Origin of the sequence: Sphingomonas sp. IC081 (genome assembly GCF_006874585.1) — a bacterium.
Lineage (GTDB): Bacteria > Pseudomonadota > Alphaproteobacteria > Sphingomonadales > Sphingomonadaceae > Novosphingobium.
This window is the reverse complement of record NZ_CP029761.1, coordinates 3,128,854-3,151,995: the sequence shown is the minus strand read 5'-3', so window position 1 is coordinate 3,151,995 and position 23,142 is coordinate 3,128,854. Positions and strand designations below refer to the sequence as shown.

At 65.8% G+C, this 23,142-nt stretch carries 20 protein-coding genes and 1 tRNA gene; 16 read left to right on the top strand and 5 right to left on the bottom strand.

Annotated elements, in window-relative coordinates; all coding sequences use genetic code 11:
* Positions 1–3 precede the first annotated feature (3 nt).
* The 8 genes from DM450_RS14895 (at position 4) to DM450_RS14860 (ending at position 10,475) form a co-directional block, all read left to right on the top strand.
* Positions 4–516 (top strand): chemotaxis protein CheW, encoded by a 513-nt coding sequence (locus tag DM450_RS14895; RefSeq protein ID WP_142636043.1) that lies wholly within the window; start codon positions 4–6, stop codon positions 514–516.
* A 77-nt stretch (positions 517–593) separates the two neighbouring features.
* A complete protein-coding gene (locus DM450_RS14890) occupies positions 594–2,912 on the top strand; it encodes a methyl-accepting chemotaxis protein (RefSeq protein ID WP_185928624.1) in 2,319 nt (772 codons plus the stop codon).
* A 50-nt stretch (positions 2,913–2,962) separates the two neighbouring features.
* Positions 2,963–3,460, top strand: coding sequence for a chemotaxis protein CheW (locus tag DM450_RS14885; protein ID WP_142637959.1), 498 nt, complete (start codon positions 2,963–2,965; stop codon positions 3,458–3,460).
* A gap of 47 nt (positions 3,461–3,507) precedes the next feature.
* Positions 3,508–5,475: a methyl-accepting chemotaxis protein gene (locus DM450_RS14880; RefSeq protein WP_142636041.1), complete on the top strand. Its 1,968-nt coding sequence runs from the start codon at positions 3,508–3,510 to the stop codon at positions 5,473–5,475.
* A complete protein-coding gene (locus DM450_RS14875; protein ID WP_142636039.1) occupies positions 5,472–6,335 on the top strand; it encodes a protein-glutamate O-methyltransferase CheR in 864 nt (287 codons plus the stop codon). The genes DM450_RS14880 and DM450_RS14875 overlap by 4 nt, the downstream gene beginning before the upstream one ends.
* A 4-nt stretch (positions 6,336–6,339) precedes the next feature.
* Entirely contained in the window at positions 6,340–7,419 is a 1,080-nt protein-coding gene (locus tag DM450_RS14870) for a chemotaxis response regulator protein-glutamate methylesterase (protein ID WP_142636037.1), read from the top strand.
* Between the two features lie 12 nt (positions 7,420–7,431).
* Positions 7,432–9,495 (top strand): hypothetical protein, encoded by a 2,064-nt coding sequence (locus tag DM450_RS14865; protein WP_142636035.1) that lies wholly within the window; start codon positions 7,432–7,434, stop codon positions 9,493–9,495.
* 89 nt (positions 9,496–9,584) lie between these two features.
* A complete protein-coding gene (locus DM450_RS14860; RefSeq protein ID WP_142636033.1) occupies positions 9,585–10,475 on the top strand; it encodes a pirin family protein in 891 nt (296 codons plus the stop codon).
* 22 nt (positions 10,476–10,497) lie between these two features.
* Here the strand turns inward: DM450_RS14860 and DM450_RS14855 are convergent, their stop codons facing one another.
* The gene (locus DM450_RS14855) at positions 10,498–11,214 is read right to left on the bottom strand and encodes a helix-turn-helix transcriptional regulator (protein ID WP_142636031.1); all 717 of its coding nucleotides are present in this window, start codon (positions 11,212–11,214) and stop codon (positions 10,498–10,500) included.
* Positions 11,215–11,318: 104 nt separating this feature from the next.
* On the opposite strand from DM450_RS14855, the gene DM450_RS14850 reads away from it, so the two are divergent.
* Positions 11,319–11,930: a glutathione S-transferase family protein gene (locus DM450_RS14850; protein ID WP_142636029.1), complete on the top strand. Its 612-nt coding sequence runs from the start codon at positions 11,319–11,321 to the stop codon at positions 11,928–11,930.
* Between the two features lie 114 nt (positions 11,931–12,044).
* Here DM450_RS14850 and DM450_RS14845 read toward each other — a convergent pair whose 3' ends face one another.
* The gene (locus DM450_RS14845) at positions 12,045–13,163 is read right to left on the bottom strand and encodes a helix-turn-helix transcriptional regulator (RefSeq protein WP_142636027.1); all 1,119 of its coding nucleotides are present in this window, start codon (positions 13,161–13,163) and stop codon (positions 12,045–12,047) included.
* 171 nt (positions 13,164–13,334) lie between these two features.
* On the opposite strand from DM450_RS14845, the gene DM450_RS14840 reads away from it, so the two are divergent.
* The 5 genes from DM450_RS14840 to DM450_RS14820 all read left to right on the top strand — a co-directional run bounded on the left by DM450_RS14840 (position 13,335) and on the right by DM450_RS14820 (position 17,881).
* Positions 13,335–14,474 carry an LLM class flavin-dependent oxidoreductase gene (locus DM450_RS14840; RefSeq protein ID WP_142636025.1) on the top strand — a complete coding sequence of 380 codons (1,140 nt, stop codon included), beginning with the start codon at positions 13,335–13,337 and terminating at the stop codon, positions 14,472–14,474.
* A gap of 1 nt (position 14,475) precedes the next feature.
* On the top strand, positions 14,476–15,639 hold the full coding sequence (locus DM450_RS14835) for a sulfotransferase (RefSeq protein WP_142636023.1): 1,164 nt from the start codon (positions 14,476–14,478) through the stop codon (positions 15,637–15,639).
* Positions 15,639–16,448: a sugar phosphate isomerase/epimerase family protein gene (locus DM450_RS14830; protein WP_142636021.1), complete on the top strand. Its 810-nt coding sequence runs from the start codon at positions 15,639–15,641 to the stop codon at positions 16,446–16,448. Before DM450_RS14835 ends, DM450_RS14830 begins: the two co-directional genes overlap by 1 nt.
* 3 nt (positions 16,449–16,451) lie before the next feature.
* The gene (locus DM450_RS14825; RefSeq protein WP_142636018.1) at positions 16,452–17,687 is read left to right on the top strand and encodes a DUF1214 domain-containing protein; all 1,236 of its coding nucleotides are present in this window, start codon (positions 16,452–16,454) and stop codon (positions 17,685–17,687) included.
* 118 nt (positions 17,688–17,805) lie between these two features.
* Positions 17,806–17,881 (top strand) — tRNA-Thr (locus DM450_RS14820).
* Positions 17,882–18,345: 464 nt separating this feature from the next.
* Here DM450_RS14820 and DM450_RS14810 read toward each other — a convergent pair.
* Positions 18,346–19,695, bottom strand: coding sequence for an IS1380-like element ISSp1 family transposase (locus tag DM450_RS14810; RefSeq protein WP_013039775.1), 1,350 nt, complete (start codon positions 19,693–19,695; stop codon positions 18,346–18,348).
* Between the two features lie 716 nt (positions 19,696–20,411).
* On the opposite strand from DM450_RS14810, the gene DM450_RS14805 reads away from it, so the two are divergent.
* Entirely contained in the window at positions 20,412–20,810 is a 399-nt protein-coding gene (locus DM450_RS14805) for a hypothetical protein (protein WP_142636016.1), read from the top strand.
* A 252-nt stretch (positions 20,811–21,062) separates the two neighbouring features.
* Here the strand turns inward: DM450_RS14805 and DM450_RS14800 are convergent, their stop codons facing one another.
* Both DM450_RS14800 and DM450_RS14795 read right to left on the bottom strand, forming a co-directional pair.
* Positions 21,063–22,034, bottom strand: coding sequence for a DUF6804 family protein (locus DM450_RS14800; protein ID WP_142636014.1), 972 nt, complete (start codon positions 22,032–22,034; stop codon positions 21,063–21,065).
* A 206-nt stretch (positions 22,035–22,240) separates the two neighbouring features.
* A complete protein-coding gene (locus tag DM450_RS14795; RefSeq protein ID WP_260609892.1) occupies positions 22,241–22,414 on the bottom strand; it encodes a helix-turn-helix domain-containing protein in 174 nt (57 codons plus the stop codon).
* 159 nt (positions 22,415–22,573) lie between these two features.
* Here DM450_RS14795 and DM450_RS14790 point away from each other — a divergent pair, with 159 nt between their 5' ends.
* The gene (locus DM450_RS14790) at positions 22,574–23,137 is read left to right on the top strand and encodes a DUF805 domain-containing protein (protein WP_260609891.1); all 564 of its coding nucleotides are present in this window, start codon (positions 22,574–22,576) and stop codon (positions 23,135–23,137) included.
* Positions 23,138–23,142 lie beyond the last annotated feature (5 nt).

Below are 23,142 nucleotides of genomic sequence, written 5' to 3'. Positions count from 1 at the left end.
GCCATGAGCGAACGATCCACCACCGAATGGGATGCCAGCGGCCAGCTGGAAGTGCTGACCTTCGACATCGGCGACGAGCGACTGGCGATCGAGGCGGTAAGCATCCGCGAGATCCTCGATCTGCTGCCCGAGACGCGGGTGCCGGGGGCGGCGGCGCTGGTCGCCAGCGTCGTCAACTTCCGCGGCAAGATCATTCCCATCGCCGACCTCAGGGTCGCTTTCGGCATGCCGATCCAGGAGGCGACGGCCGACAACCGCATCGTCGTGATCGAGACCGAGCTGGACGGCGAGGCAACGCAGATCGGCCTGCGCACCGACAAGGTCCACGAAGTGACGATCCTCGAACGCTCCCGCAGTTCGGAGCCGCCGGTGCTGGGGATGCGCTGGCGCCGCCAGTACGTGCGCGAACTGGTGCGGCTGGCCGAGGAGGTTGTTGTCATCCCCGACCTTGCGAACATCTTCGGCGCCATACCCGGCACCATGCCCGGCGCCACGACGAGCACTCTCCAGCACTGAGTAACCGGACCCCGAACCGGACCCCCAATCCAGGCCGATCGAAGCCCCAGAGACCGCAGCCACCACAGGGAAACGCCATGCCACTGACCCTTTTCTCGAAGCCGTCCAGCGAAGCGATCCTCGATGAAGTCTCCCGTCTCGAAGCCGCCTTCGCGCGCGGCGACCTGTCGCGGCGGCTCGATTCCGGCGGGCACACGCACCAGACCGCCGAGGTGCTCGCCGCGTTCAACCGGCTGCTCGATGCGGCGCTGCTGCCGGTGGGCGAACTGGCGACAGGGATCACGCGCATGTCGGCCGAACATGACCGCGGCGACATCGACGTGGTCATCCCGGTCAGCGGCTTCAACGGCGATCTCGCGGCGATGGCGCAGGCGGTGAACACGATGGTGGCGGGCCATATCGCGGTGAAGAAGAAGGCGATGGCCTGCGTCAGGGAATTCGGCGAGGGCAACTTCGAGGCGGTGCTCGAGCCGTTCCCGGGAAAGAAGGCCTTCATCAACGAGACGATCGAGACGCTGCGCGGCAATCTGGTCGGGCTGATCGCGGCGATGAACCACATGTCGGCCGAGCATGACCGGGGCGATATCGATGTGGTCGTGCCGGTGGAGAAGTTCCGGGGCGACTTTGCGGTGATGGCGGGCGGCATCAATGCCATGGTGGCGGGCCACATCGCGGTGAAGAAGAAGGCGATGGCCTGCGTCAGGGAATTCGGCGAGGGCAACTTCGAGGCGGTGCTCGAGCCGTTCCCCGGCAAGAAGGTCTTCATCAACGAGACGATCGAGACGCTGCGCGGCAATCTGGTCGGGCTGATCGCGGCGATGAACCACATGTCGGCCGAGCATGACCGGGGCGATATCGATGTGGTCGTGCCGGTGGAGAAATTCCGGGGCGACTTTGCGGTGATGGCGGGCGGCATCAATGCCATGGTGGCGGGCCACATCGCGGTGAAGAAAAAGGCGATGGCCTGCGTGAAGGCGTTCGGCGAGGGGGATTTCTCCGCCCCGCTGGAGGCGTTCCCGGGCAAGAAGGCCTTCATCAACGAGACCATCGAGACCCTGCGCGGGAACCTGCGCGAGATCACCGAGGAGATCCAGCGCCTGATCGCGGCTTCCACGGCCGGACGGCTGGAAGAGCGCGGCGATGCCGGGCGTTTCGTGGGCGACTATGCGCGGCTGGTCTCGGGCATCAACGGCATGCTCGATGCCATCGTGCTGCCGATCGCCGAGGGCAACCGCGTGCTGGGGCGGCTCAGCGCGGGCGATCTTGCCGAACGTATCGAGATCGCGTGCCACGGCGATCACCAGCGCATGAAGGACGCCATCAACCTGCTGGTCGACAGCATGCGCAGGACCGCCGAAGTGGCCGATCGCATCGCCCAGGGCGACCTCACCGTCGAACACGAGAAGCTCTCCGAGCGGGACGAACTGGGCACCTCGCTGCTCAGCATGATCGAGCGGCTGCGCAGCGTGGTGGGCGGGACCACGGCGGCGGCGGAGAACGTCTCGATCGGCAGCCGCCAGCTGGCCGAAAGTTCCGAGCAGCTCTCGCAGGGCGCCACCGAGCAGGCGGCCTCGGCCGAGGAGGCTTCCGCCTCGATGGAAGAGATGGCCGCCAACATCAAGCAGAACGCCGACAATGCCGCGCAGACCGAGAAGATCGCGCGCCAGTCCTCCCGGGACGCAGAGGCTTCGGGCGAGGCGGTGCAGAACGCGGTGCTGGCGATGCGCACGATCGCCGAGAAGATCGGCATCGTCCAGGAGATCGCCCGGCAGACCGACCTGCTGGCGCTCAACGCGGCGGTCGAGGCGGCGCGCGCGGGCGAGCACGGCAAGGGCTTCGCGGTGGTCGCCTCCGAAGTGCGCAAGCTCGCCGAACGCAGCCAGAGCGCGGCGGCGGAAATCGTCGCGGTCTCGGGCGATACCCTCAAGGCCGCGACCGCGGCGGGCGAGATGCTGGTCAAGCTGGTGCCCGACATTCGCCGCACCGCCGAACTGGTCTGCGAGATCAGCGCCGCCTGCCGCGAACAGGACATCGGCGCGGCGCAGATCAACGAGGCGATCCAGCAGCTCGACAAGGTGACGCAGCTCAACGCCAGCGCTTCCGACGAGATTTCCTCGACGTCCGAGCAACTGGCCTCGCAGGCCGAGGAACTCCAGAACGCGATCGCCTTTTTCGAGATCGGCGGCCAGCGGACGCGCGCGGCCTCGGCCCCCGCGCGCGGCAAGGCGGTGTCCGCTCCGGCCAGTGCGCCGTCACGGGCGCGGACGCGCCCTGTCGCCAGGACGCCCAAGCGCAATTCGATTGCCGACCAGCAGGAACGTGTAGCCGGTTTCGCACTCAACCTCACCGACGGCGCCGCCGATGCCGAGGACGCGGACTTCGGGCGGGCGGCATGAGCGGGGATGATCTGGCCAGGCCGGAGGCGGAGACCGGAGCTGCGACCGCGATGGGCGGCGCGACGCCCGGCGCCGAAGTGCAGGTGGTGGAGTTCGGGCTCGGCAAGGAAGTCTTTGCGGTGCCGGTGGCGCTGGTGCGCGAGATCCTCGACTACCGCCCGCCCTGCCACGTGCCCAATGGCCCGCACCATTTCCTCGGCCTCACCGACGTGCGCGGGCAGGGGGTGCCGACGGTCGACTTGCGGCTGCGGCTGGGCATGGCGCAGGCGGAGCCGACATTGGCGACGCGCATCCTCATCCTCGACGTGCCGCTGGAGCAGCGCCTGCTGACGCTGGGCGTGGTGATCGACCGGGTGCTCGACGTCAGCAGCTACGAGCGCGCCCGCATCGAGGCGGCGCCCGACATCGGCGTGCGCTGGAACTGCGACTACATCACCGGCGTGGTGCGCCGCGAGGACGGTTTTGTGGTCATGGTCGACGTCGGCCGGATCTTCACGGCCGAGGATGTTGCCGCCGTTCCCCCGCCCCTGCGCAGGGCGGCCGGATAGCCGTCGCCGTTTCCCGTTTCCCGTTACCCAAGCCGAAAGGTCGCCCCATGTCGCTGAGCTGGTTTTCTCCTCCCTCTTCCCGGATCGTCCAGGCCGAGATCGCCCGGCTCGAAGCGGCGCTGGCGCGCGGCGAGATTGCCGAGCGCGCCGACTGCGATGCCTATGCGGGCGGCACGCGCGAGGTTCTTGCCGCCGTCAATCGCCTGCTGGACAGCGCCGCGCGGCCGGTCTCGGGGCTTTCGGCGGCCATCGCCACGATGTCGGCCGAGCATGATCGCGGCGACATCGACGTGGTCATCGCGGTGCAGGACTTCGGCGGCCACTATGCGGCCATGGCCGAGGCGATCAACGCGATGGTGGCGGGGCATATCAGCGTCAAGAAGAAGGCGATGGCCTGCGTGAAGTCCTTCAGCGAGGGGGATTTTTCCGCCCCGCTGGAGGTATTCCCGGGCAAGAAGGCGTTCATCAACGATACGATCGAGACGCTGCGCGACAATCTCACCGGGCTGATCTTCGAGATGAACCACATGTCGGCCGAGCACTATCGCGGCGACATCGACGTGATTGTCCCGGTCGAGCGGTTCAAGGGCGATTTCGGGGTGGTGGCGGACGGCATCAACAAGATGGTGGCCGGCCACATCGAGGTGAAGAAAAAGGCGATGGCCTGCGTGAAGGCGTTCGGCGAAGGGGATTTCGACGCCGATCTGGAGGCGTTCCCCGGCAAGAAGGCCTTCATCAACGAGACCATCGAGACGCTGCGCGGCAACCTGCGGGCGATCACCGAGGAGATCCGCCGCCTGATCGCCGCCGCGACCGCCGGCCAGCTTGACGAGCGCGGTGACGACCGGCGCTTTGTCGGCGATTTCGGCGCGCTGGTCGCGGGCATCAACGGCATGCTCGATGCGATCCTGCTGCCGATCGAGGAAGGCAACCGGGTGCTGGGCGAAGTCAGCACCGGCAGCCTGGTCGAACAGGTCGAGATCGCCTGCCAGGGCGATCACCAGAACATGAAGAACTCGATCAATGCGCTGGTCGCCAACTTGCGCACGTTTGCGGGCAATGTCGGGGTGGCGGCGGGGCAGGTGGCGCAGGGCAGCAACCAGATGGCGACCAGTTCGCAGCAGCTGTCCGAAGGCGCCACCGAGCAGGCCGCCTCGGCCGAGGAAGCCTCCGCCTCGATGGAAGAGATGGCCGCCAACATCAAGCAGAACGCCGACAATGCCGCTCAGACCGAGAAGATCGCGCGGCAGTCCTCGAAGGATGCCGAGCTGTCGGGCGTGGCGGTGGACAAGGCGGTCGATGCCATGCGCACGATCGCCGAGAAGATCTCCATCGTCCAGGAAATCGCCCGCCAGACCGACCTGCTGGCGCTCAACGCGGCGGTCGAGGCGGCGCGTGCGGGCGAGCACGGCAAGGGCTTCGCGGTGGTCGCCTCGGAAGTGCGCAAGCTCGCCGAACGCAGCCAGAGCGCGGCGGCGGAGATCGTCGCGGTCTCCTCCGACACCGTCAAGGCGGCGGCCGAGGCGGGCGAGATGCTGGGCAAGCTGGTGCCCGACATCCGCCGCACCGCCGAACTGGTCAGCGAGATCAGCGCCGCCTGCCGCGAGCAGGACATCGGCGCGGCCCAGATCAACGAGGCGATCCAGCAGCTCGACAAGGTGACCCAGCAGAACGCCAGCGCCTCCGAACTGATTTCCTCGACGTCCGAGGCGCTTGCCTCGCAGGCCGAGGAACTGCAGCAGTCGATCACCTTTTTCCGCCTTGCCGACGAGGACGGCGCCCGCATCGCAGCCCCGCGCAGCCCCGCGCCGGCCGCCCCGGCGCGCCGCGCGGCCCATGGCGGCGGGGCGGCCAAGGTGCCCACCAAGGACGGCGGCAAGCGCGTGACTGCCGCCCCCCGCAAGCCCCGCCCCGGATCGGTCGCCCACCAGCAGGAGCGGGTGCGCGGCTTTGCGCTCGATCTCACGTCCGGGGGGGCGGATGACGAGGATGGTGACTTCGGCCGCGCGGCATGAGCGAGCTGGCGTCCGTCTTTTTCGAACCGCCGGACTGTCCCGACCGGATCGATCCCGCCCAGTTCGAGGCGCTTGCCGCGCTCATCCATGCCGAGGCGGGGATCAACCTGCAGTCCTCCAAGCAGACGATGCTGGAAGGCCGGCTGCGCCGCCGCGCGCGCAGCACCGGCCATGCCAGCCTCAGGGATTACTGCGCCTTTATCCTCGACCCCGCCGTCGGCCCGCATGAACTGGAGCACCTCATCAATGCGGTGACCACCAACAAGACCGACTTCTTCCGGGAGCCGCGCCATTTCGATTTCCTCGTCGACAGCGTGCTGCCCGCCTATCTGGAGGAAGGGCGCCGGACGATCCGCTGCTGGAGCGCGGCCTGCTCGATCGGTGCCGAGCCTTATACCCTGGCGATGCTGCTCGACGAATTTTCCGAGCGGCGCGGCGGGCCGGACTACCGGATCGTGGCGACCGACCTCGATACCGACGTGCTGGCGGCCGCGATCCGGGGCGTCTATCCGCGCGAGATGGTGGAGCCGGTGCCGCTCCATTTGCGCCGCCGTTATGTGCTGGAGCCCAGGGACCCGGAGCGCGGCGAAGTGCGCATCGCGGCCGAGCTGCGCCGCAAGATCGGCTTCGGCCGCCTCAACCTGATCGACCGGCTCTATCCGCTGGGCGAGCCGTTCGACGTGATATTCTGCCGCAACGTGCTGATCTATTTCGACAAGCCCACCCAGGAGGCTGTCGTCACCCGGCTCTGCGACCAGCTCCAGCCGGGCGGCTACCTGTTCCTTGGTCATTCGGAATCGATCAGCGGTTTCCGCCATTGCCTGGAGCCGGTCGGCGGCACTGTCTTCCAGAGGAAATAGACCCATGGGCGCCCACAAGACCCGCGTGCTGATTGTCGATGACAGCGCCACCGTGCGCCAGACCATGAAGGCGATCCTCGAGGAGGACCCCGGGATCGAGGTGATCGCCACCGCCGCCGATCCCTTTGCCGCCGCCCGCTGCATCCAGAGCGAGGTGCCCGACGTCATCACCCTCGACGTCGAGATGCCGCGGATGGACGGCATCACCTTCCTGCGCAAGCTGATGAGCCAGTGCCCGGTGCCGGTGGTGATGTGTTCCTCGCTCACCGAGGAAGGTTCCGAGGCGCTCATGCAGGCGCTGGAGGCGGGGGCGGTCGACGTCATCCTCAAGCCGCGCATGGGGGTGGCTGATCATCTCAACGAGGCGCGCGACATGATCCGCGAGGTGGTGAAGGGCGCCGCCCGTGCGCGGGTGCAGGGGCGCCGCCCGGCGGTCCGCCCGCTCGAACCGCAGGCCAAGCTGACCGCCGACGCGGTGCTGCCGCCGCCCAGCGGCCGGGCGATGAGCCGCACGACCGAGATGGTGGTCTGCATCGGCGCCTCGACCGGCGGCACCGAGGCACTGCGCGAAGTGCTCGAGGTGCTGCCCGCCAATGCCCCGGGCATCGTCATCGTCCAGCACATGCCCGAGCATTTCACCCGCGCCTTTGCCCGCAGGCTCGACAGCCTGTGCGAAGTGAGCGTGAAGGAGGCCGAGGATGGCGATACCGTCATGCGCGGCCATGTGCTGATCGCGCCGGGGGGCAAGCACACCATGCTGGAGCGGCAGGGCGCGCGCTATCTCGTCTCGGTGCGCGACGGGCCGCTGGTCTCCCGCCATCGGCCCTCGGTCGACGTGCTGTTCCGCTCAGCGGCGCGTTCGGCGGGCGCCAATGCGGTGGGCGTCATCATGACCGGCATGGGCGACGACGGCGCGCGCGGCCTGCTGGAAATGAAGGAGGCAGGCGCCCGCACGATCGCCCAGGACGAGGCCAGCTCGATCGTCTTCGGCATGCCCAAGGAGGCGATCGCGCGGGGCGCTGCGGACCGGGTGGTGACGCTGGGCGGGATCGCCCGCGAGATGCTGCACGCGGCGGAACGCTGAGGGATGGAGGCCATGCCCGCCGCCGCGTTCGAACGGGCAGGCCCGGAGCTGGAGCCGGATTCGCACCCGGATTCGGCCCCGGATTCAGGCTGCGATCCGCCCGGTGATTCGGCCGTGGGCGGCACCGGCGAGGCAGCGGCAGCTGGAACCGGCGACCGGAGCGACCATTGGGCCGACCATTGGGCCGACGATCCCCACGACGAACTGGCGGCAGCGCCGCAGGACGCGCCATCAGATCATCGGGCAGATGATCGGGCAGATCATCGGCCCGATGATCCGGCCGATGAGACCGCCCGTGAACTGGCCGGGGATCCGCAGCTGGTCGAGGCGGGCGGACGGCTGGCGGGCATCGCCCGCGATCTCGATGCGCGATTCAACGAGACGAGCGAGTGCCTTTGCGCCGCGGTCGATGCCATCGAGCGGATCGTTGCCGCGCTGCAGGCCGTTGCCGGCATGTTCGAGCAGGGCGAGGCGGCCGGCGCGGTGAACGATCTGACCGAGGCGGCGCAGCGGCTTTCGGGCGTTTCCGCCCAGGCCGCCCGGCGCGGCGGCGAGGCCGATGCGATCCGCCAGGCCTCGCGCCACCTGGCGCGCAGCGTCAGCGAAGTGCAGCGCGCGCTCAGGGTGCTCCAGATCTACGGCATGAACGTCAAGATCGCCGCTTCCGGCGCCGAGGCCTTTGTCGACTTTGCCAACCGCATGGGCGAGAAGCTCAAGATCGGCGAGGAGGAGGCCAAGGGGTTTGCGGCAAGGCTGGCGGATCTTGCCAGCAGCATGGATTGCATGCTGCACAACGACGCGCTGCTCGAGGCGGAGTGCCGCAAGGTCCTGCCGCAAGTGCCCGACCGGCTGATCGGCGATGCCGAGGCGCTGCGCGGCCATCAGGCCGGGCTGGTGCGACTGGCGCAGGCGACCGGCACGCTGGCGCGCTCGATCCAGGGGGAACTCGGCGCCGCGCTGGGCGCGATCCAGGTCGGCGACCGGGCGCGCCAGCGGCTCGAACACGTGGTGACGGGGGCCCGGTTGCTGGAGGCGGCGCAGGCCGCGGGCACGCTGCCCGGCGCGGGCGCGCGGCAGCATGTCCGGCGGCTGCTCGCGGCGCTGGCGCTGGAAGCCTCGGATGAATACCGGCGCGATGCGGCGGCGCTGGCACTGGCGCTCCACGCGCTGCGCAAGGATGCCGAGGGCCTGATCGCGCTGCGGGCGTCAAGCGCGGGCGAGGGCGGCGACGGCGCGGTGTTCCTTCACCGGCTGGAACAGGGCATTGCCGATGCGGCGGGCATGGTCGACCAGCTGCAGCGCGCCGACGCGCAGGCCGAAGCCACGCTGGAGGTCATCGCGCTTACCGTCAGCGACGTCACCGCGCGGGTGAAGACGATCCGCGAACTCAGCCTCGACGTGCGGCAGATGGCGATCAACATCGGCCTGCGATGCCGCAAGGTCGAAGTCATCGGCCGCCCGGTCAATGTCATAGCTGCCGAGATCCGCAGCCAGTCGGACCAGTTCGATGCGGTGATCCGCGAGATCGACCGGGCCGAAGGCATGCTGGGCGAAGTCTCGGTGCGCATGCGCATGCAGGCCGAGGGAGAGGTCGGTGGCGGCCTCGGGCTGACCCGCTCGCTGGCGGCGATCCACGACTGCGCCGACCGCACCGAGACGGCGATGACCGACATCGGCCGCCGCTCGCACGGGGTGACCGGCATGCTCGAGCGCGCTTCGGCACTGCTCGACGAGGCGATCGCGATCGGCGAGACGATCGGCGATGCGGCCATGCAACTGGCCCCTTGCGGTGACGGGGATGGCGTGTCGCCTTGGGGTGACGGGGATGGCGGGGCGGCGCCGGGTGAGGAGGCGGCGCTCCGCGAGCTGCTCATCGCCATCGGTCGCAGCTACACGATGGCCGACGAACGTCTTGTCCACGACGGTTTCCTGCTTCCGGGGATGACGCCGCTCGCCGCGCCGGCAGGTGCTACGGCCCTCCCAGGGGCTGGATCCGGCAACGGCGGATCTTGCGATGATGGCCTCTTCGACGACGGGCTTTTCGACGACGGCCTTTTCGACGACGGACTGTTCTGAACCGAGGTCCCGGAAAAACGCACTTGCCATCCCGGCCTTGCGAGGCGACATCGCGGGGTGACGGCCCGTGCCGCCAACAAGGAACCTCGATGACCAGCCGCTCCCTCGCCGGGATCCACCCCGCTTTGCGCGACGATATCGCCGACCTCGTTACCCGCAGGCCGGTGCCGGGGCCGGGACTCGATCAGGTCGATCCCTTCCTGTTCCTCAACCACCACGGCCCGCAGACCTATCCGCCGGGCAACAACGGCCTGCCGTTCGGCCCGCATCCCCATCGCGGTTTCGAGACGGTGACGTTCATTCTCGAGGGAAACCTTGCCCATTACGACAGCGGCGGCCACGAGAGCGTGATCGAGGCGGGCGGCGTGCAGTGGATGACCGCAGGCTCCGGCCTGATCCATGCCGAAGTCTCGCCGCCCGCGTTCAAGCAGGCGGGCGGGGGGCTGGAAATCCTCCAGCTCTGGGTCAATCTGCCCGCTGCTCTCAAGATGACGGCGCCGCGCTACACCGGTGTCCAGGCCGATGCCATTCCCGCGATCCCGGTGGCGGACGGACAGGGCACGCTGAACCTCATCGCCGGCACGTTTGCGGGTGTGACCGGGCCGATCCCGTCGCTGACCGGGGTGTTCATGTCGACCCTGCGGCTCTCGGCCGGCGCGCGGATCGACCTGCCTGCCCCGCAAGGACGCAGCGTGTTTCTCTATGTCGTGTCCGGACACCCCACAGTCGGCGGCGCGGACGTGGCGGCGTGGCATCTGGCCACCATGGCGGCGGACGGCGACCATGTCGCGCTGGCGGTCCCGCAGGACGCCGGGGAGGATGCGGTGCTGCTGTTCGGCCATGCCGATCCGATCGGCGAGCCGGTGGTTGCCCACGGGCCCTTCGTGATGAACACCCGCGAGGAAATCGGCGAGGCCATCCGCGATTACCAGGCGGGCAAGTTCAACGGTACCGGGCCGCTGCCGGCGGTCGGGCAATAGCGGGTCGCTCTGGCGGGGGCGGTCACGCGGCACTCTCGCGGGCACGGCGTTTTTCCATGTCCCGCCGCCAGCGCTGGCGGAGCGCGGCGGGGCGCAGGTCGTAGCGCTCCTCGACGAACGTGGCCGCCAGGATCCGGTCGGTGCGGAAATGGCGGAAGTCCTGCCGCAGCTCGCACCATGCCGCGAGCATGCGGGTATCCTCGAGAAAACCGAGGATGATCGGCCAGACCGTCCGCACCGTGCGGTCCCCGTGCTGGTCGAGATAGGCGATCTCGATCTTGCGGCCATCCCTGATCCAGACCCGCGTGCGGGCCAGGTCGATGCGATCGGCGGCGGGGGCGGCTGCCGGTGCGGCGGCGGGCCGGGTCCCGGTGGCGGGATGGGCGATGATCGGCCGGAGCCGTTCGGGCACGACACGCGTGATCTTGGCGATCAGGTCGCGCGCCGCGTTGGCCAGCACCGGATCGCCGCGTCCCGCGACCCATTGCGCGCCGAGCACCGCGGCCTCGATCTCGTCCGGCGTCAGCATCAGGGGCGGCATGTCGAAGGAATCGTCGAGGATGTAGCCCAGGCCCGCCTCGCCCTGCACGGGCACCCGCTGCGCGATCAGGTCGGCCACGTCGCGATAGACGGTGCGCGGGGACACTTCCAGTTCCCGTGCCATTTCGGCCGCCGTCACCGGGCGGGACGAGCGGCGCAAGATCTGGATCAACTGGAACAATCTGTCTGCCCGGCGCATGGTCTGGTCTCCTGCTGACAGAATGCTGTCAGCAGGGGCTCGGTACAAGGGCGATGCTTCGCGGCGAAGGCCTGCGGGGCAAATGTCCACCGAGGAGATGTCCCATGATCACCCTGTTCCACGCCCCGCAATCACGCTCGTCCCGTATCATCTGGCTGCTGGAGGAACTGGGGGTTTCCTACGAGATCCGGCCGGTCTCGATCTTCCGTCCGATGACCGGCGAGGGCCAGCCCGATCCGGCGAACCCGCATCCCGACAAACGCGTGCCCGTCCTCCTTCATGGCGAGGCGCTGATCCCGGAATCGGTCGCGATCGTTCTCTATCTGGCCGATGCCTTCCCGCTGGCGGGATTGGCCCCGGCACCGGGCGATGCGCGCCGCGGGGCCTATCTCGGCTGGATCGGCTGGTATGCGACCGAACTGGAGCAGGCGCTGTTCGCGGGACTGTCCGGCACCCTGGCAGGATCGCCCCGGCAGCAGCGCGATCATGACGCGGTGGTGGCAAGGCTGCGCGGCGTGCTGGCGCAGGGGCCTTACGTGATGGGGCACGATTTCACGGCGGCGGACCTGCTGATCAGCAGCGCCCTGGGCTTCGGCCGCCGTGCCTTCCCGGCGGATGATGCGCTGGATGCCTATATCGAGCGCTGCCGCAGCCGCCCGGCGGCCGTTCGCGCCCTGGCGCTGGACCATCAATCGGGCTTGCAGCGCGCGGCCTGAGCAGGCAGCGGCCTGTTCTCCCACCGCCGCGTCCATCCTGAGGGGAGGGCGGCTGCCCATCCCCTCTTCCCGTCTCGCGGCCTCACGCCGCCTGGTCATGCGCAATCGGCCCGATCAGGCCATCGCCAGCACGCTGCGGTGGATGAACCGCACGAGATCGGCCGCGCCGCGCGCGCCGGTCTTTGCATAGATCCGTTTCGAATAGGTCCGCGCCGATTCGACGGTGAGGCCGATGTCCGGGGCCGCCTCGGCGATCGTCGCGCCGCGGCTGAGGGCGAGGGCGAGACGGGCCTCGCTGCGGGTGAGATCGAAGAGCTGGGCCAGTTGTTCGCAGCGGTCCGCCGACGACCAGTGATCGGCATGAAGGTAACAGAGCACCGCCGGGGTCGCCCGCGTCGCGCCCATCCGCCCGCCCGAAGGCACCAGCAGCAGGTCGAGCCAGGGGTCGCGGTGGATGACCAGCGCGCGCGGGCGGGCCTGCGGCTGCTCGGCCAGTTCGCGGATCGCCGCGTGGAGCTGACGGCGCAATTGCGGGTCGCGCGCGGTGAGGCGGCCATCGCGGCCTTGTACGGATAGCCCTGCCGCCGCCAGCAGGTCGGCGCCGATCGCATCGCCGTCGCAGACACGGCCTGCCGCATCGAGCGTCAGCCAGCCGAAGTTCATGCGCCGCACTGCTTCGCGCGTGATGTCGGCGGTCAGTCGCTCGCGCTCGAGCGCAACCAGCGCGGCCAGCGCGGCGCGCAAGTGCGGGGCGAGATCCTCCAGCAGGCGATCGGCTCCGGCGGCAAAGTCCGCCTCGCGCCGGGTCACGGTGATCCAGCCGCTGACCCCGCCCGGTTCGGCGCAGCGGATCATCCGCAAGTGGTTCATGCCCGAAGGCGCCAGCAGTTCGCGAAAGTAGCTGGCTCCGTGCGGCGCGGTCACGGGGGCGGCCAGCAGGTCGGCAAGCGCATGGCTGCGTCCTTCGGCCATCGCGTGGTAGGGAACCGGGTCGCGCAAGTAGAAGTTCTCGCGGTAGTGGCGCGATACCTCCGGCGGCGAGGGGGCTCCGGCATAGAGGTGGATCACCCGCGCCTCGGGCGTTCCGAGCGGCAGGGGCCGGAACACCAGGCTGGCATAATCGGCCCCCAACCGCGCGCGCAGCGCCTCGAGGAACCCCTGCCAGGGCGGCTGCTCGACCAGCCCCGCGATCAGCGGCGGCAACAGTTGCGCGGCATCCTTGTCCTGCAGCATCGTCGTGATCCCCAAATGGGAATTTTCCGGAGCCGAGGGCTAGCCCACAAGCACGGCGGGAAAAATGCACCGCAGCGAACCATCACCCCGGCGGTACGGGCCAGCGGCGCCCGGATGCCGCACGGAGAGGAACACGCGATGACCAGGCCGCAAACCTCGATGGTGCCGTCTATGAGTTTACGACCCAAGGCCGGCACAGTGCAGCCCGCCGCCTTCCTGCGCACCACCCTGCCGCTCGGCATCGACATGGCGCAGGACTACGATTCGGGGCGCTATCACTCGATCTGGCTGCCCGATCACATGATCAGCTTCTGGCCCGATTCGATCTGGACGCCGGAGTTCACCGATCTCGCCAAGGCATCGCCCAGCCCGCACCGCCATCTCGACGGACTGGCGGTGGCGGCGGCGACGGCGGTGCTGACGAAAAACACCCCGCTGGCGACCACCGTGGTCGATACCGTGCGCCGCCATCCCTCGCTGCTGGCGCAGACGGCGCTGACCATCAGCCACCTGTCGAAAGGCCGCTTCATTCTCGGTCTCGGCTCGGGGGAACTGGAAAACACGGTTCCTTACGGCTTCGATTTCGACAAGCCGGTGGGGCGGCTGGAAGAGGCCATCAAGGTCATCAAGCTGCTGTGGCATGCGGAAGGCCCGGTCGATTTCGAAGGACAGTTCTTCCACCTGCATCACGCGCGCATGGACACCGAGTTCCACGAGGGCAAGCCGCCGCCGATCTGGCTGGGCGCGGCGGGCCCGCGCATGCTCGCCATCACCGGGCGCGAGGCGGATGGCTGGTGGCCGGCGGGTTCGTGGACCGCGGAAGACTATGCGGCAAAACTCAAGGTCATCCTCGATGCGGGCGACGCCGCCGGGCGCGACATGAGCCACTTCACTCCCGCACTTACCCAGATGTGCCTGATCGGCGAGCCCGACGAGATCGACGAAATGCTGCGCGCGCCGATGGTGAAGTCGATCATCCTGATGATGACCGCCAGGGACCTCGCCCAGTTCGGTTACGAGCATCCGATGGGCCCGGACTGGCGCGGCATCATGGACTTCGATCCGGTGCGCCTCAGCCGCGAGAGGATGCTGAAATTCTGCGACGAGATGGACCCGCAGGCGATCCGCGACGTGCTGCCCGTGGGCACGCCGAAGGAGGTCGCGCGCAAGCTCAAGGGCTTCGCCGACGCCGGGATGCGTGTCTACAAGCTGATGGAATACGGGGCGATGGGCGGCATGAAGTTCTCCGCCAGCAGCGCCGCCAAGGTCCGCGCGACCGAGGACGAAATCGCCCGTCTGGTGGAGGGCTGACATGGCCGGTCTCGACGCGCAGCAATTGCTGGCACAAGCGCAGCAAATCACCGGCCTTTCCGACTGGGCGGATGACGGTTTCCCGGACCGCTTCGCCCTCGCGGCGGCGCACATCAACACCGTCGCCATGGACGCGGCAGGCCGCGCGGCGGCGGCGGAGAACGTGCTCTGGCTGCTGACCGATCGCCTGCGCTTCTTCGAGGATCGCAAGCGCTTCGCGCTGGCCGATGAAGCGATCGAGCGCCCGATGTTTGTCAGCGGCGAACCCCGCTCGGGCACGACGCTGATGCATGCGCTGCTCGCGGCCGATCCCGGAGCGCGGGCGCTGCGGTTCTGGGAGGTCATGCATCCCTCGCCGCCGCCGGGGACGGTGGAAACCCCTGATCCCCGCATCGCCGCCGCCGATGCCGAATGGCGCGAGATCAACGCGAAAATGCCGCGCTGGCTGCATTGCCACCCCTACAACGACATGCTCGGCAACGGTCTGCCGGAGGACGAACGCACCTGGGCTTTCGACTTCCGGGTGATGACACCCACGGCATGGTGGCGCGTGCCGATGCAGACCCTCTCCTTCGGCCTGCCCACCGATCCGCCCGCGCAGTACCGCATCCACAAGGCCATGCTGCAGGCGTTGCAATACCGGCGCCCCACCCGCCACTGGGTGCTGAAGGGCTTCCACACCACGCGGCTGGGAGCCTTCTTCGATACCTATCCCGATGCCTCGCTGGTGTGGCTGCACCGCGATCCGGTGATGGTTGCGGCCAGTTCGACGATGATGATGGCGGACATCATGGACGGCATTGTCGGCAGGATCGATCTGGTGAAGGAAGCCCGCGCCCATCTCGAACGCGTGCGCTGGTCGATCGGCCAGACCATGGCCCATCCGCTGGCGAACGACCCGCGCATCCACCACGTTCGCTACCGCGACTTCGTGGCCGATCCGATCGGCGTGATTCGCGATTACTACGCTTTCGCCGGGCGCCCCTTCACGCCCGCGGCCGAGGCGGCGATGCGGCGTTACCTCGCCGAGAACAAGGGCGACCGCCACGGCACGTTCCATTACTCGGCCCAGGTGCTGGTCGATGCCGGCTACGACATCGATGCGCTCAACGCGGAATTCGCGCCGTTTCGCGCGCGTTACGGCGTCGAGATCGAACAGCGCTGATGCACCCGCGCGTCAGCCTTCACCAGGTGGCCATGATGGAGCGGGAGACCGGGGCCTTTCTCGAATTCTGCGGCGCGCTGGGGGTTCGGCATGCCACTCTCGTGTCCCCGCTCCTGCTGCAGGAAAACGCGTTCCATGCTGCACGCGAGGCGGTGCAGCATGGAGCTGTCCGGATCGGCTGCATCAACCACCCCTTTGCTCTCCATCCCGACCTTGAGCGCGACAGCGGCACTGCCGCGCAGGGCCTGCTCCGCGTGATCGACATGGCCGCCGTGCTCGGCGCGCCGTCCATCTACCTCATCACCGGCGGACGCGGTGCGCTGTCGTGGGAGCAGGCGGCAACCCGCTTTGAGGGCCTCCTCGCTCCGTGCCGCGAACATGCCGCGAGGCAGGGTATCGCCTTGCTGGTAGAGAACGCCTCGCCGCTCCTGGTGGACATCCACATCGCCCACAGCCTGCCCGATACGCTGCGACTGGCACGGCGCGCGCAGATAGGCCTCTGCATCGATCTCCACGCCTGCTGGATGGAAGCGGACCTCGATGCAAAGCTGGCCGAGGCCCTCCCTCTTGCCGGCCTCATACAGGTGAGCGACCATATCCCCGGCGACCGCGGCACGCCCTGCCGCGCGGTTCCCGGCGACGGCGCCGTGCCGCTGGAGACGATCCTGCGCGGCGTGCTGGACCTGGGCTATACCGGCCTGCTCGATCTCGAACTGCTCGGCCCGCGCATCGAGGCCGAGGGCGCGCCAGCCGCCTGCACCCGCGCCGCCCACACCCTTTCCGATCTCCTCACCAGGCTGGGAGCCTGACGCATGGCCTATGGCGACGGACCCGACGATGCCGCTCTCCAGGCCGCGTGGGACAGCTTCTGCAACCGGTTGCGGCAGGCGGGCATGTCCGCCTTCAAGGACGCCAATCCGGCCAACCCGCTCCAGCGGGCCGATGCCTTCCGGTTCCTGACGCAAAACCTGGGGCAAGCCTTCGACCTTGCCCTCGAAACGCGCGATCCGGCTTTTCCCCAGATCCACCGGTTCACCACGCCGACCATGAAGCTGGGCGGCGATCTGGCCGACTTTACTTACCGGCAGGCATGGATTTGCGGCGATCACGTCTACCGTCTCAGCGGCAAGCGGGGCACCGCCCGCTGGCTCAACGTGACGGTGCAAGGCCCGCGTCCGGACAGGATCCCCGGGACCCCGTGGCCCAGCCTTCACGAACCCTTCGGGGACATTCCCGAGGCCAATCTGTTCGGCCATCAGATCGAAGCCGATGCCGACGGCGGCTTCGAAGTGATCGTCGGCGGGGCGCCGCGGGAGAAGAACTGGCTCCCCACCACACCGGGCACGCGCAAGCTGTTCATCCGTGAAGCCTTCGACGCCTGGGACGAGACACCGACCACGTTCACCATCGAGCGGCTCGGCATGACGATGGTGCGCCCCCTTCCGACGCCTGCCCGGATGATCGAGGCGACGGACTGGGCGGGCGATTTTGTCACCGGCCTGATGCGCGACTGGCCCGAGCACGCGTGGCTTACCTCGCGCGGGGTCTGCGATCCGGCCTGCCTCAACATGTTCCCGGCGGACAAAGTCGCCAACGACGCCAGCGACGCCAAACGCGGGCGTATGGCCGCACACATGGTCTGGCACCTCGAACCGGACGAGGCGCTGATCGTCGAGATGGACGGGCATTCCGGTTTCTGGCTGTTCGGCATGGGCGGGGCGATGATGGGTTCGATGGATTATCTCTATCGCCAGGTCAGCTTCACCCCCGCCCGTACGAAAGTGGATGAAGACGGCGTAGTCCGCCTGATTCTCGCCCACCAGGACCCCGGCCTCTACAATTGGCTGGATACGCAGGGCTTCTCCGACGGCAACCTGACCTACCGTAACCTGATGAGCCAGGCGGGCGTGATTTTCCGCACGCACCTGGTGAAGGCTGTCGATCTGCCCGACCACTTGCCCGAGGTGACCGCGAAAGTCACTCCGGACGAGCGCGCCGCCCTGCTGCTGGAGCGGTATCGCGCCATCAAACTCCGCTTTGGCCTGTGACCGACAAAAATCGCAAAAAGTTCATCGCCCGTGAGTGCAAAGCCCCTTGCGCGATCTCTGCGCGCTCGGTAAAGGCGCCCCCTGTCGATCGCCCGGCTCACCGGTGCGTATCAGATATGCCGCTTTAGCTCAGTTGGTAGAGCACATCATTCGTAATGATGGGGTCACGTGTTCGAGTCACGTAAGCGGCACCACCTTCCTAAAGGTACTTTCACAAAGACATCGGCGGTTTCCCAGCCAAAGCGGCTTTGCCCTTGGGTAGAGCTTGGGTTCAATCTGGGTAGCCTTTGGGCCGATTCGGATGCTGTACCCAGTCAGAACGCGGTTGAGATTGATCGAAAGAGGCTCTTCCTCTGGATGGGCTCACGCTACCATCCTGCATGAACGTTGCGATCGCCGTTGGGGGAATTTCCGGTTCCGCCCCATGGCCGACGCTCATTCAGATACTTCGGCTTCCCCAGAGCGGACGTTCTAGTGCTCTGCAAGTTATCCTCTCTTATTCACGACGCTCGGTTTCGGGCCCGCTCTGGGCATTTGCTGCGGCTGGCTGTATTGCGCGGACGACCGGCATCGCTGGCGTTTGTTTCACCGCATTCGGATTGATGGGCTTTTCGGGTTGAAGGGCTGGGCTCGGAGTTCTGCGGCGCTGCCGCATGGGCTACGTCGGCGCAGGCTTCAGCCGGAGAACGAGGGCGCGGAACAGGTCGGCATCCGGACAGGCGGAAGCGAAGGCAATGCGGATGCGGCTAGCACTTTCTACGACGCGCGCAGCGACCTTGAGCAGCCGCAGGCGCAAGGTGGTAAACTCCGCGCTTGCCAGAGCAGCGGTCCTGGGCATCGCCTGCTGGATGCGCCATAGCAGCCAGTATGCGGCAGTGTGCAGTATCAGGCGCATCTGATTGGCATTGGCCGAGCGGCACGAGGTTCGGTCGCTGGCGAGCTGGGACTTGTGGCGCTTGATCAGGTTCTCGGCCTGACCACGCGCGCAGTAGAGCGTGTCGTAGATGTGCTCGGCCGATCCTGTTGCCAACGAGGTGACGACATAGCGGATGTCCATGCCCAGCGTGCTGGCCTCGATCCGTGCAACGACGCGACGCTGGCACTTCCAGGTCTTTGCCCCATAGCGGGTCTCGGCATAGTTGCGCAGGACGGGACACTGACGCTGGGCGCGCTTGACCGCGCAGGCATCGGCGACCGCAACAATGGCGGGATCGGCGCGCAGCGCTGAATTGGTGGGCAGGCCGAACACGTAATCGACGCGGGCCGCATCGCAGTAGGCCATGACCTCGGGTCGACCATAGTGCCCGTCGCCGCGGATAGTGATGTGGGTATCGGGCCAATTACGGCGCAGGTGACGCACCAGGCGTCGGATGTGCCCCGCCGCCTCCTTTCCAGAAGGCGTCTTGCCTGTGCGCAGCAGCATGGCCACCGGCCTGCCGGTCGCGGTGTCGTAGATATGGATCGGTAGGAAGCAGCGCTCCCCATGATGCCCGTTCCAGAACGAGAGCTGTTGATAGCCATGCACGACGTCGCACGTGTCGTCGATATCCAGCGTGACCGCTGTCGGAGGGGCGGGATAGCTGGCGCAGTAGATGTCGATCATCGCGGCCATCATGCTGGCCAGTTCGCGCGTAGTCGGTGCATTTTCCCACCGGCTCATCGTCGGTTGGCTGGCCAGCCCCGCGCCCGATTCCGGCAGCTTGCCGAGCGCCAGGCGGAAGCCTGGATCGTCGCGCAGAGCATCGAGATCATCGGCATCCTCATAGCCGCACGCAATCGCGAACACACGGGCACGCAGAATGTCATCCAGGCGATGGATCACCCGCGCTGGATCGCGCGGATCGGCAATACAAGCCGCCAGGCGCTGGCAAATCCCCATCGCGCGCTCGGCCTGTGCAAGCAGTAGAACACCGCCATCCGAGGTAAGCCGGCCACCGTCGAACGCAGCTGTGATTTTCTTGCGGCCGACTGCTGGGAATCCAAATGAGCTTGCGATATCATCGTTCATGGCGGGTGTGGCCCGTGGCATTTTCTGCCCTGCGGCAGGTTCGGCTTAGACACCCAGTTCCTAATTCAGATCAGAGGCTTACGCCACTCCCGCCAACCCTTCAGGACACTTTTGGTGAATAAGGCGGGTTATGGTTGGGATAAATTCATCCCCTTATAAAAATGTAGGCAGTTGAAAGAGGTAGGGCCGTCCAATGAACCTCCATACGAATATATGAAGTCAACGAATTGAGCGACTGTCCTGTCGCCTTTTATGATAAATATGTCGTCGCGAACGATTTGATTTTTAGCAGATGTGCGGAAGTGTGTTCTCTTATTTCCGAAGTAAGTTTTGAATTCTCCTACGGAATCGAAGTACGTTCGGCCTGTCATGGGTGGATTTTCTGCTGCTTCCTTGCGATAAGCAGCCTGTGCTTCCGACCGGAACTGCTGCCAGAGAGGTTCGTCGTGTACGACGACTTTAACGTTCTCCCTGCATTTCTGCTCGTGCTCATCCACGAGGTCAGAAGTTGCGACAATGGCCGCTCCCCCAAAGCTTAAGGTAATGACGAACAATACGAAAATTTTGGCTCGGGACATATAGATACGCTAAACGACCGTGCCGCCTGATATCAAGTATCTGACACCGCAATGCAGAAATTCCTCTTCCCACCCATTTCACCCAGTGCGCCGGTTCATCGGCATTGCGAACGTCTCAATCCACGATATGTCACGTCAATGATCGAACGCGTAGCGGACGCTTGCTGTGCCCCGTTGCCGATGCCCGTCGGCTGTGCAATCCATGTCAGGATGGACTGGGCAACCCTTCTTTCCCGTACCCTGAGCTGGCTTTGGGTCCTGACGTGGCTTGGCGGCACCGTCCTCCCCCCGATCATCGCCATTCAGTTCTGGAGCTATGCGGACCTGCCGGGCAAGAGGTGGAAGCACCTGCTGTACGCCCCGCTGCTACTGGCTGCCGAGCTTGCCATGATGGCGCTATGGTTTTTGCTGATGCGAAGAACGGAGGATTCGGGAGGCATTCTATATTTTCTCCCGCATTTTTTCATTAGTGCAGTGACACTAGTTCTCTACTATCTGGCTGTTGCAGCGTCGATAGTGAAGCGCTCGCTCGGCTGAACGTCGCCTTCCCACCCCACTTCGGCCATCGCAACGCCCCCTGTCCTGCTCAACCCTGCTTAACGGTTGGAAGCCTGCAGCGGTCAAGCCCAAAGCCCGCAAATCATTGAAGGCATAGAGAGCCTGTGTCGTCCAGGCAGGCCACGATACAGGATGATGCCCTGTCGGCGCTCTCCGAGGCTCCTGCATTGGAAATCGCCAAGCCCAGCGGCTGCTCCCGGTGTGAAAGTCCGGATGACCACCATGCGCCCGTCATCCCCCTGATTGTTGCATGGAAGGTGCCAAAACCGATTTGACCTCTTGCCATATTATTTCTGTACGGTTCTGCGACGCTTGGTTGAAGCGGGCGTAATCTCCGTCCAGTGCGAGCGCCCTGCCTTTGAAATATTCGTCTTGCGGCATCCCAAGGTCTGTCGCCACGCTGTGATCGACGAGAACCGCAGCCATGTCGAATGCAGTGCAGAAATCAGTTTCCAGAATGTCATAACTTTGTTTTGCGGCGGCTTGGCAGTTGCGGCTGTAGTTTTGCGCGCCGCTCAGGCCCTCGGTCTTATATATCCTGCTGAACTCATGCACAGCACCATCGACCTTATCTGTAAATTCCCCCAAGGTCGAAACAGGTTCACTTGATTCAGGCTTCCCTACCGGCGAACTCATGGCCGGAAACTCAGCAAGAGGCGCAAGGGCATCATCTGAACCCGAAAATTCGGTCGGACTGATTTCGGGCTGAGTGAACCCTGTATCTTGCGTGCTTGGCTGCGACTTGACGTAAGACACCACGGCAATGACCGCAGTTCCGACTACGAGGGCGAGCAACGGCGGAGACACAACGCGGAGGAACCCACCGGACGCTGGCGTTGGATTTGCCGCATCGGCAAGCGGCGAAGATTCCTGCACCACGTCTGGCTCAATAACCGTTGGCCCCGCGCCTCCCCGAAGCCGATAGAACTCGAACAGCACCAATCCTGCGACAGCGAGGTTCACCACGGTGTGAAACTCTTTCGACATCGTGATCACGAACATCGGGTTGTAAAGCAATGCTACTGTGCCGAATGCCCAGCCCCATTGGCTCGGACCTCGCCTGAAATACACGTAGGAAACGTAGGCAGCGTAGCCGGTCACGATCAGTCGGAGGAACTGGTAGTAGCCGTAAGGCATGTCCAGAACTGCAAGAATATTCGCTGCTGCGACAGTGCAAGCCAGCCAGAATGGTGGTTTGTTCACGTAGTAGTCCCCCTGGCACTTCCTCCCAGAACCTATCTAACGAATTAGTCCTTGAGCGACGAGAGCTAGGTAGGCGTGAGAGTGTTTAAGTCGCGTTACCCGTGCATCTGAAAATTTCAACCAGAATTAACAGGACATCGGTGATCGAACTTTGCGCACCTTTGGGTAACTTATAAGATAAGACTCTGAAATATCAGAATTTCCTATCAGTCCAGCAAATCGCCCAACCGACATTGCAAAGCCAGAGCAACGCGCTCGATGACGGTGACGGTCGGGTTCTTCACCTGACGCTCAATGCCGCTGATGTAGGTTCGGTCAAGGCCAGCCTCGTCAGCCAAAGCCTCCTGCGACCAGCCACGCTCTTTGCGCAAACGCTTCATGTTGGTCGCTAATCTATGCCGGACGTCCATCCACGAGCATCAGCCCGAATGATGACGATCCGACCACGGACTATGAATCTCATTTTTACTAGCATCATGGCGGCGTTCCGATAATTGCATCGGCGCGATCGTCATTTCACGACATTAGGGGACAGCCACATGATTGACGAAGAAGCTCTGCGGAGCATCGAGAAACTCCACCAAATGAAGCAGGACGGTATCATTTCCGAAGCCGACTTCGAGAAGGCCAAGCAAAACATCCTGCAGGGTAAGCCGAAGCCGAAACCAAGGGTTGCAGCGCCTACGGTCTTCACGCCTGAAAATTACGAGCATCCCGAAATGCCAGCGGTCAACGATCATGCCGCATGGTTCGTGCTGCCCCTGAGGCGCTATGCCGTATTCAGTGGTCGATCGGGTCGTCGGGAGTTCTGGATGTTCCAGATCGTAACCATCGTGCTCTCTGCAATCCTATGGACCTCGCTTTTTGGGGAAGATGGCACAGCCAATGTCGGCACCGCACTTGTTGCCTTCCTTGCCTCGCTCATCTTCCTCATTCCGCAACTCGCGTTGCAGGTTCGACGGTTCCACGATCAGGATAAGTCTGGCTGGTTCGCCCTGCTGAACCTCGTGCCCTATTTCGGCCCGTTCATCGTGCTGCTCTTCATGCTGATCGACGGGACGCATGGCGAGAACCAGTATGGCCCCGATCCCTACAACCGTTGACAGCA

What these genes read in the sequence shown, in the direction of transcription:
- DM450_RS14895 (WP_142636043.1), top strand. Translation starts at nt 4, where the DNA reads ATGAGCGAACGATCCACCACCGAATGGGATGCCAGCGGCCAGCTGGAA.
- DM450_RS14890 (WP_185928624.1), top strand. Translation starts at nt 594, where the DNA reads ATGCCACTGACCCTTTTCTCGAAGCCGTCCAGCGAAGCGATCCTCGAT.
- DM450_RS14885 (WP_142637959.1), top strand. Translation starts at nt 2,963, where the DNA reads ATGGGCGGCGCGACGCCCGGCGCCGAAGTGCAGGTGGTGGAGTTCGGG.
- DM450_RS14880 (WP_142636041.1), top strand. Translation starts at nt 3,508, where the DNA reads ATGTCGCTGAGCTGGTTTTCTCCTCCCTCTTCCCGGATCGTCCAGGCC.
- DM450_RS14875 (WP_142636039.1), top strand. Translation starts at nt 5,472, where the DNA reads ATGAGCGAGCTGGCGTCCGTCTTTTTCGAACCGCCGGACTGTCCCGAC.
- DM450_RS14870 (WP_142636037.1), top strand. Translation starts at nt 6,340, where the DNA reads ATGGGCGCCCACAAGACCCGCGTGCTGATTGTCGATGACAGCGCCACC.
- DM450_RS14865 (WP_142636035.1), top strand. Translation starts at nt 7,432, where the DNA reads ATGCCCGCCGCCGCGTTCGAACGGGCAGGCCCGGAGCTGGAGCCGGAT.
- DM450_RS14860 (WP_142636033.1), top strand. Translation starts at nt 9,585, where the DNA reads ATGACCAGCCGCTCCCTCGCCGGGATCCACCCCGCTTTGCGCGACGAT.
- DM450_RS14855 (WP_142636031.1), bottom strand. Translation starts at nt 11,214, where the DNA reads ATGCGCCGGGCAGACAGATTGTTCCAGTTGATCCAGATCTTGCGCCGC.
- DM450_RS14850 (WP_142636029.1), top strand. Translation starts at nt 11,319, where the DNA reads ATGATCACCCTGTTCCACGCCCCGCAATCACGCTCGTCCCGTATCATC.
- DM450_RS14845 (WP_142636027.1), bottom strand. Translation starts at nt 13,163, where the DNA reads ATGCTGCAGGACAAGGATGCCGCGCAACTGTTGCCGCCGCTGATCGCG.
- DM450_RS14840 (WP_142636025.1), top strand. Translation starts at nt 13,335, where the DNA reads ATGAGTTTACGACCCAAGGCCGGCACAGTGCAGCCCGCCGCCTTCCTG.
- DM450_RS14835 (WP_142636023.1), top strand. Translation starts at nt 14,476, where the DNA reads ATGGCCGGTCTCGACGCGCAGCAATTGCTGGCACAAGCGCAGCAAATC.
- DM450_RS14830 (WP_142636021.1), top strand. Translation starts at nt 15,639, where the DNA reads ATGCACCCGCGCGTCAGCCTTCACCAGGTGGCCATGATGGAGCGGGAG.
- DM450_RS14825 (WP_142636018.1), top strand. Translation starts at nt 16,452, where the DNA reads ATGGCCTATGGCGACGGACCCGACGATGCCGCTCTCCAGGCCGCGTGG.
- DM450_RS14810 (WP_013039775.1), bottom strand. Translation starts at nt 19,695, where the DNA reads ATGAACGATGATATCGCAAGCTCATTTGGATTCCCAGCAGTCGGCCGC.
- DM450_RS14805 (WP_142636016.1), top strand. Translation starts at nt 20,412, where the DNA reads ATGATCGAACGCGTAGCGGACGCTTGCTGTGCCCCGTTGCCGATGCCC.
- DM450_RS14795 (WP_260609892.1), bottom strand. Translation starts at nt 22,414, where the DNA reads ATGAAGCGTTTGCGCAAAGAGCGTGGCTGGTCGCAGGAGGCTTTGGCT.
- DM450_RS14790 (WP_260609891.1), top strand. Translation starts at nt 22,574, where the DNA reads ATGATTGACGAAGAAGCTCTGCGGAGCATCGAGAAACTCCACCAAATG.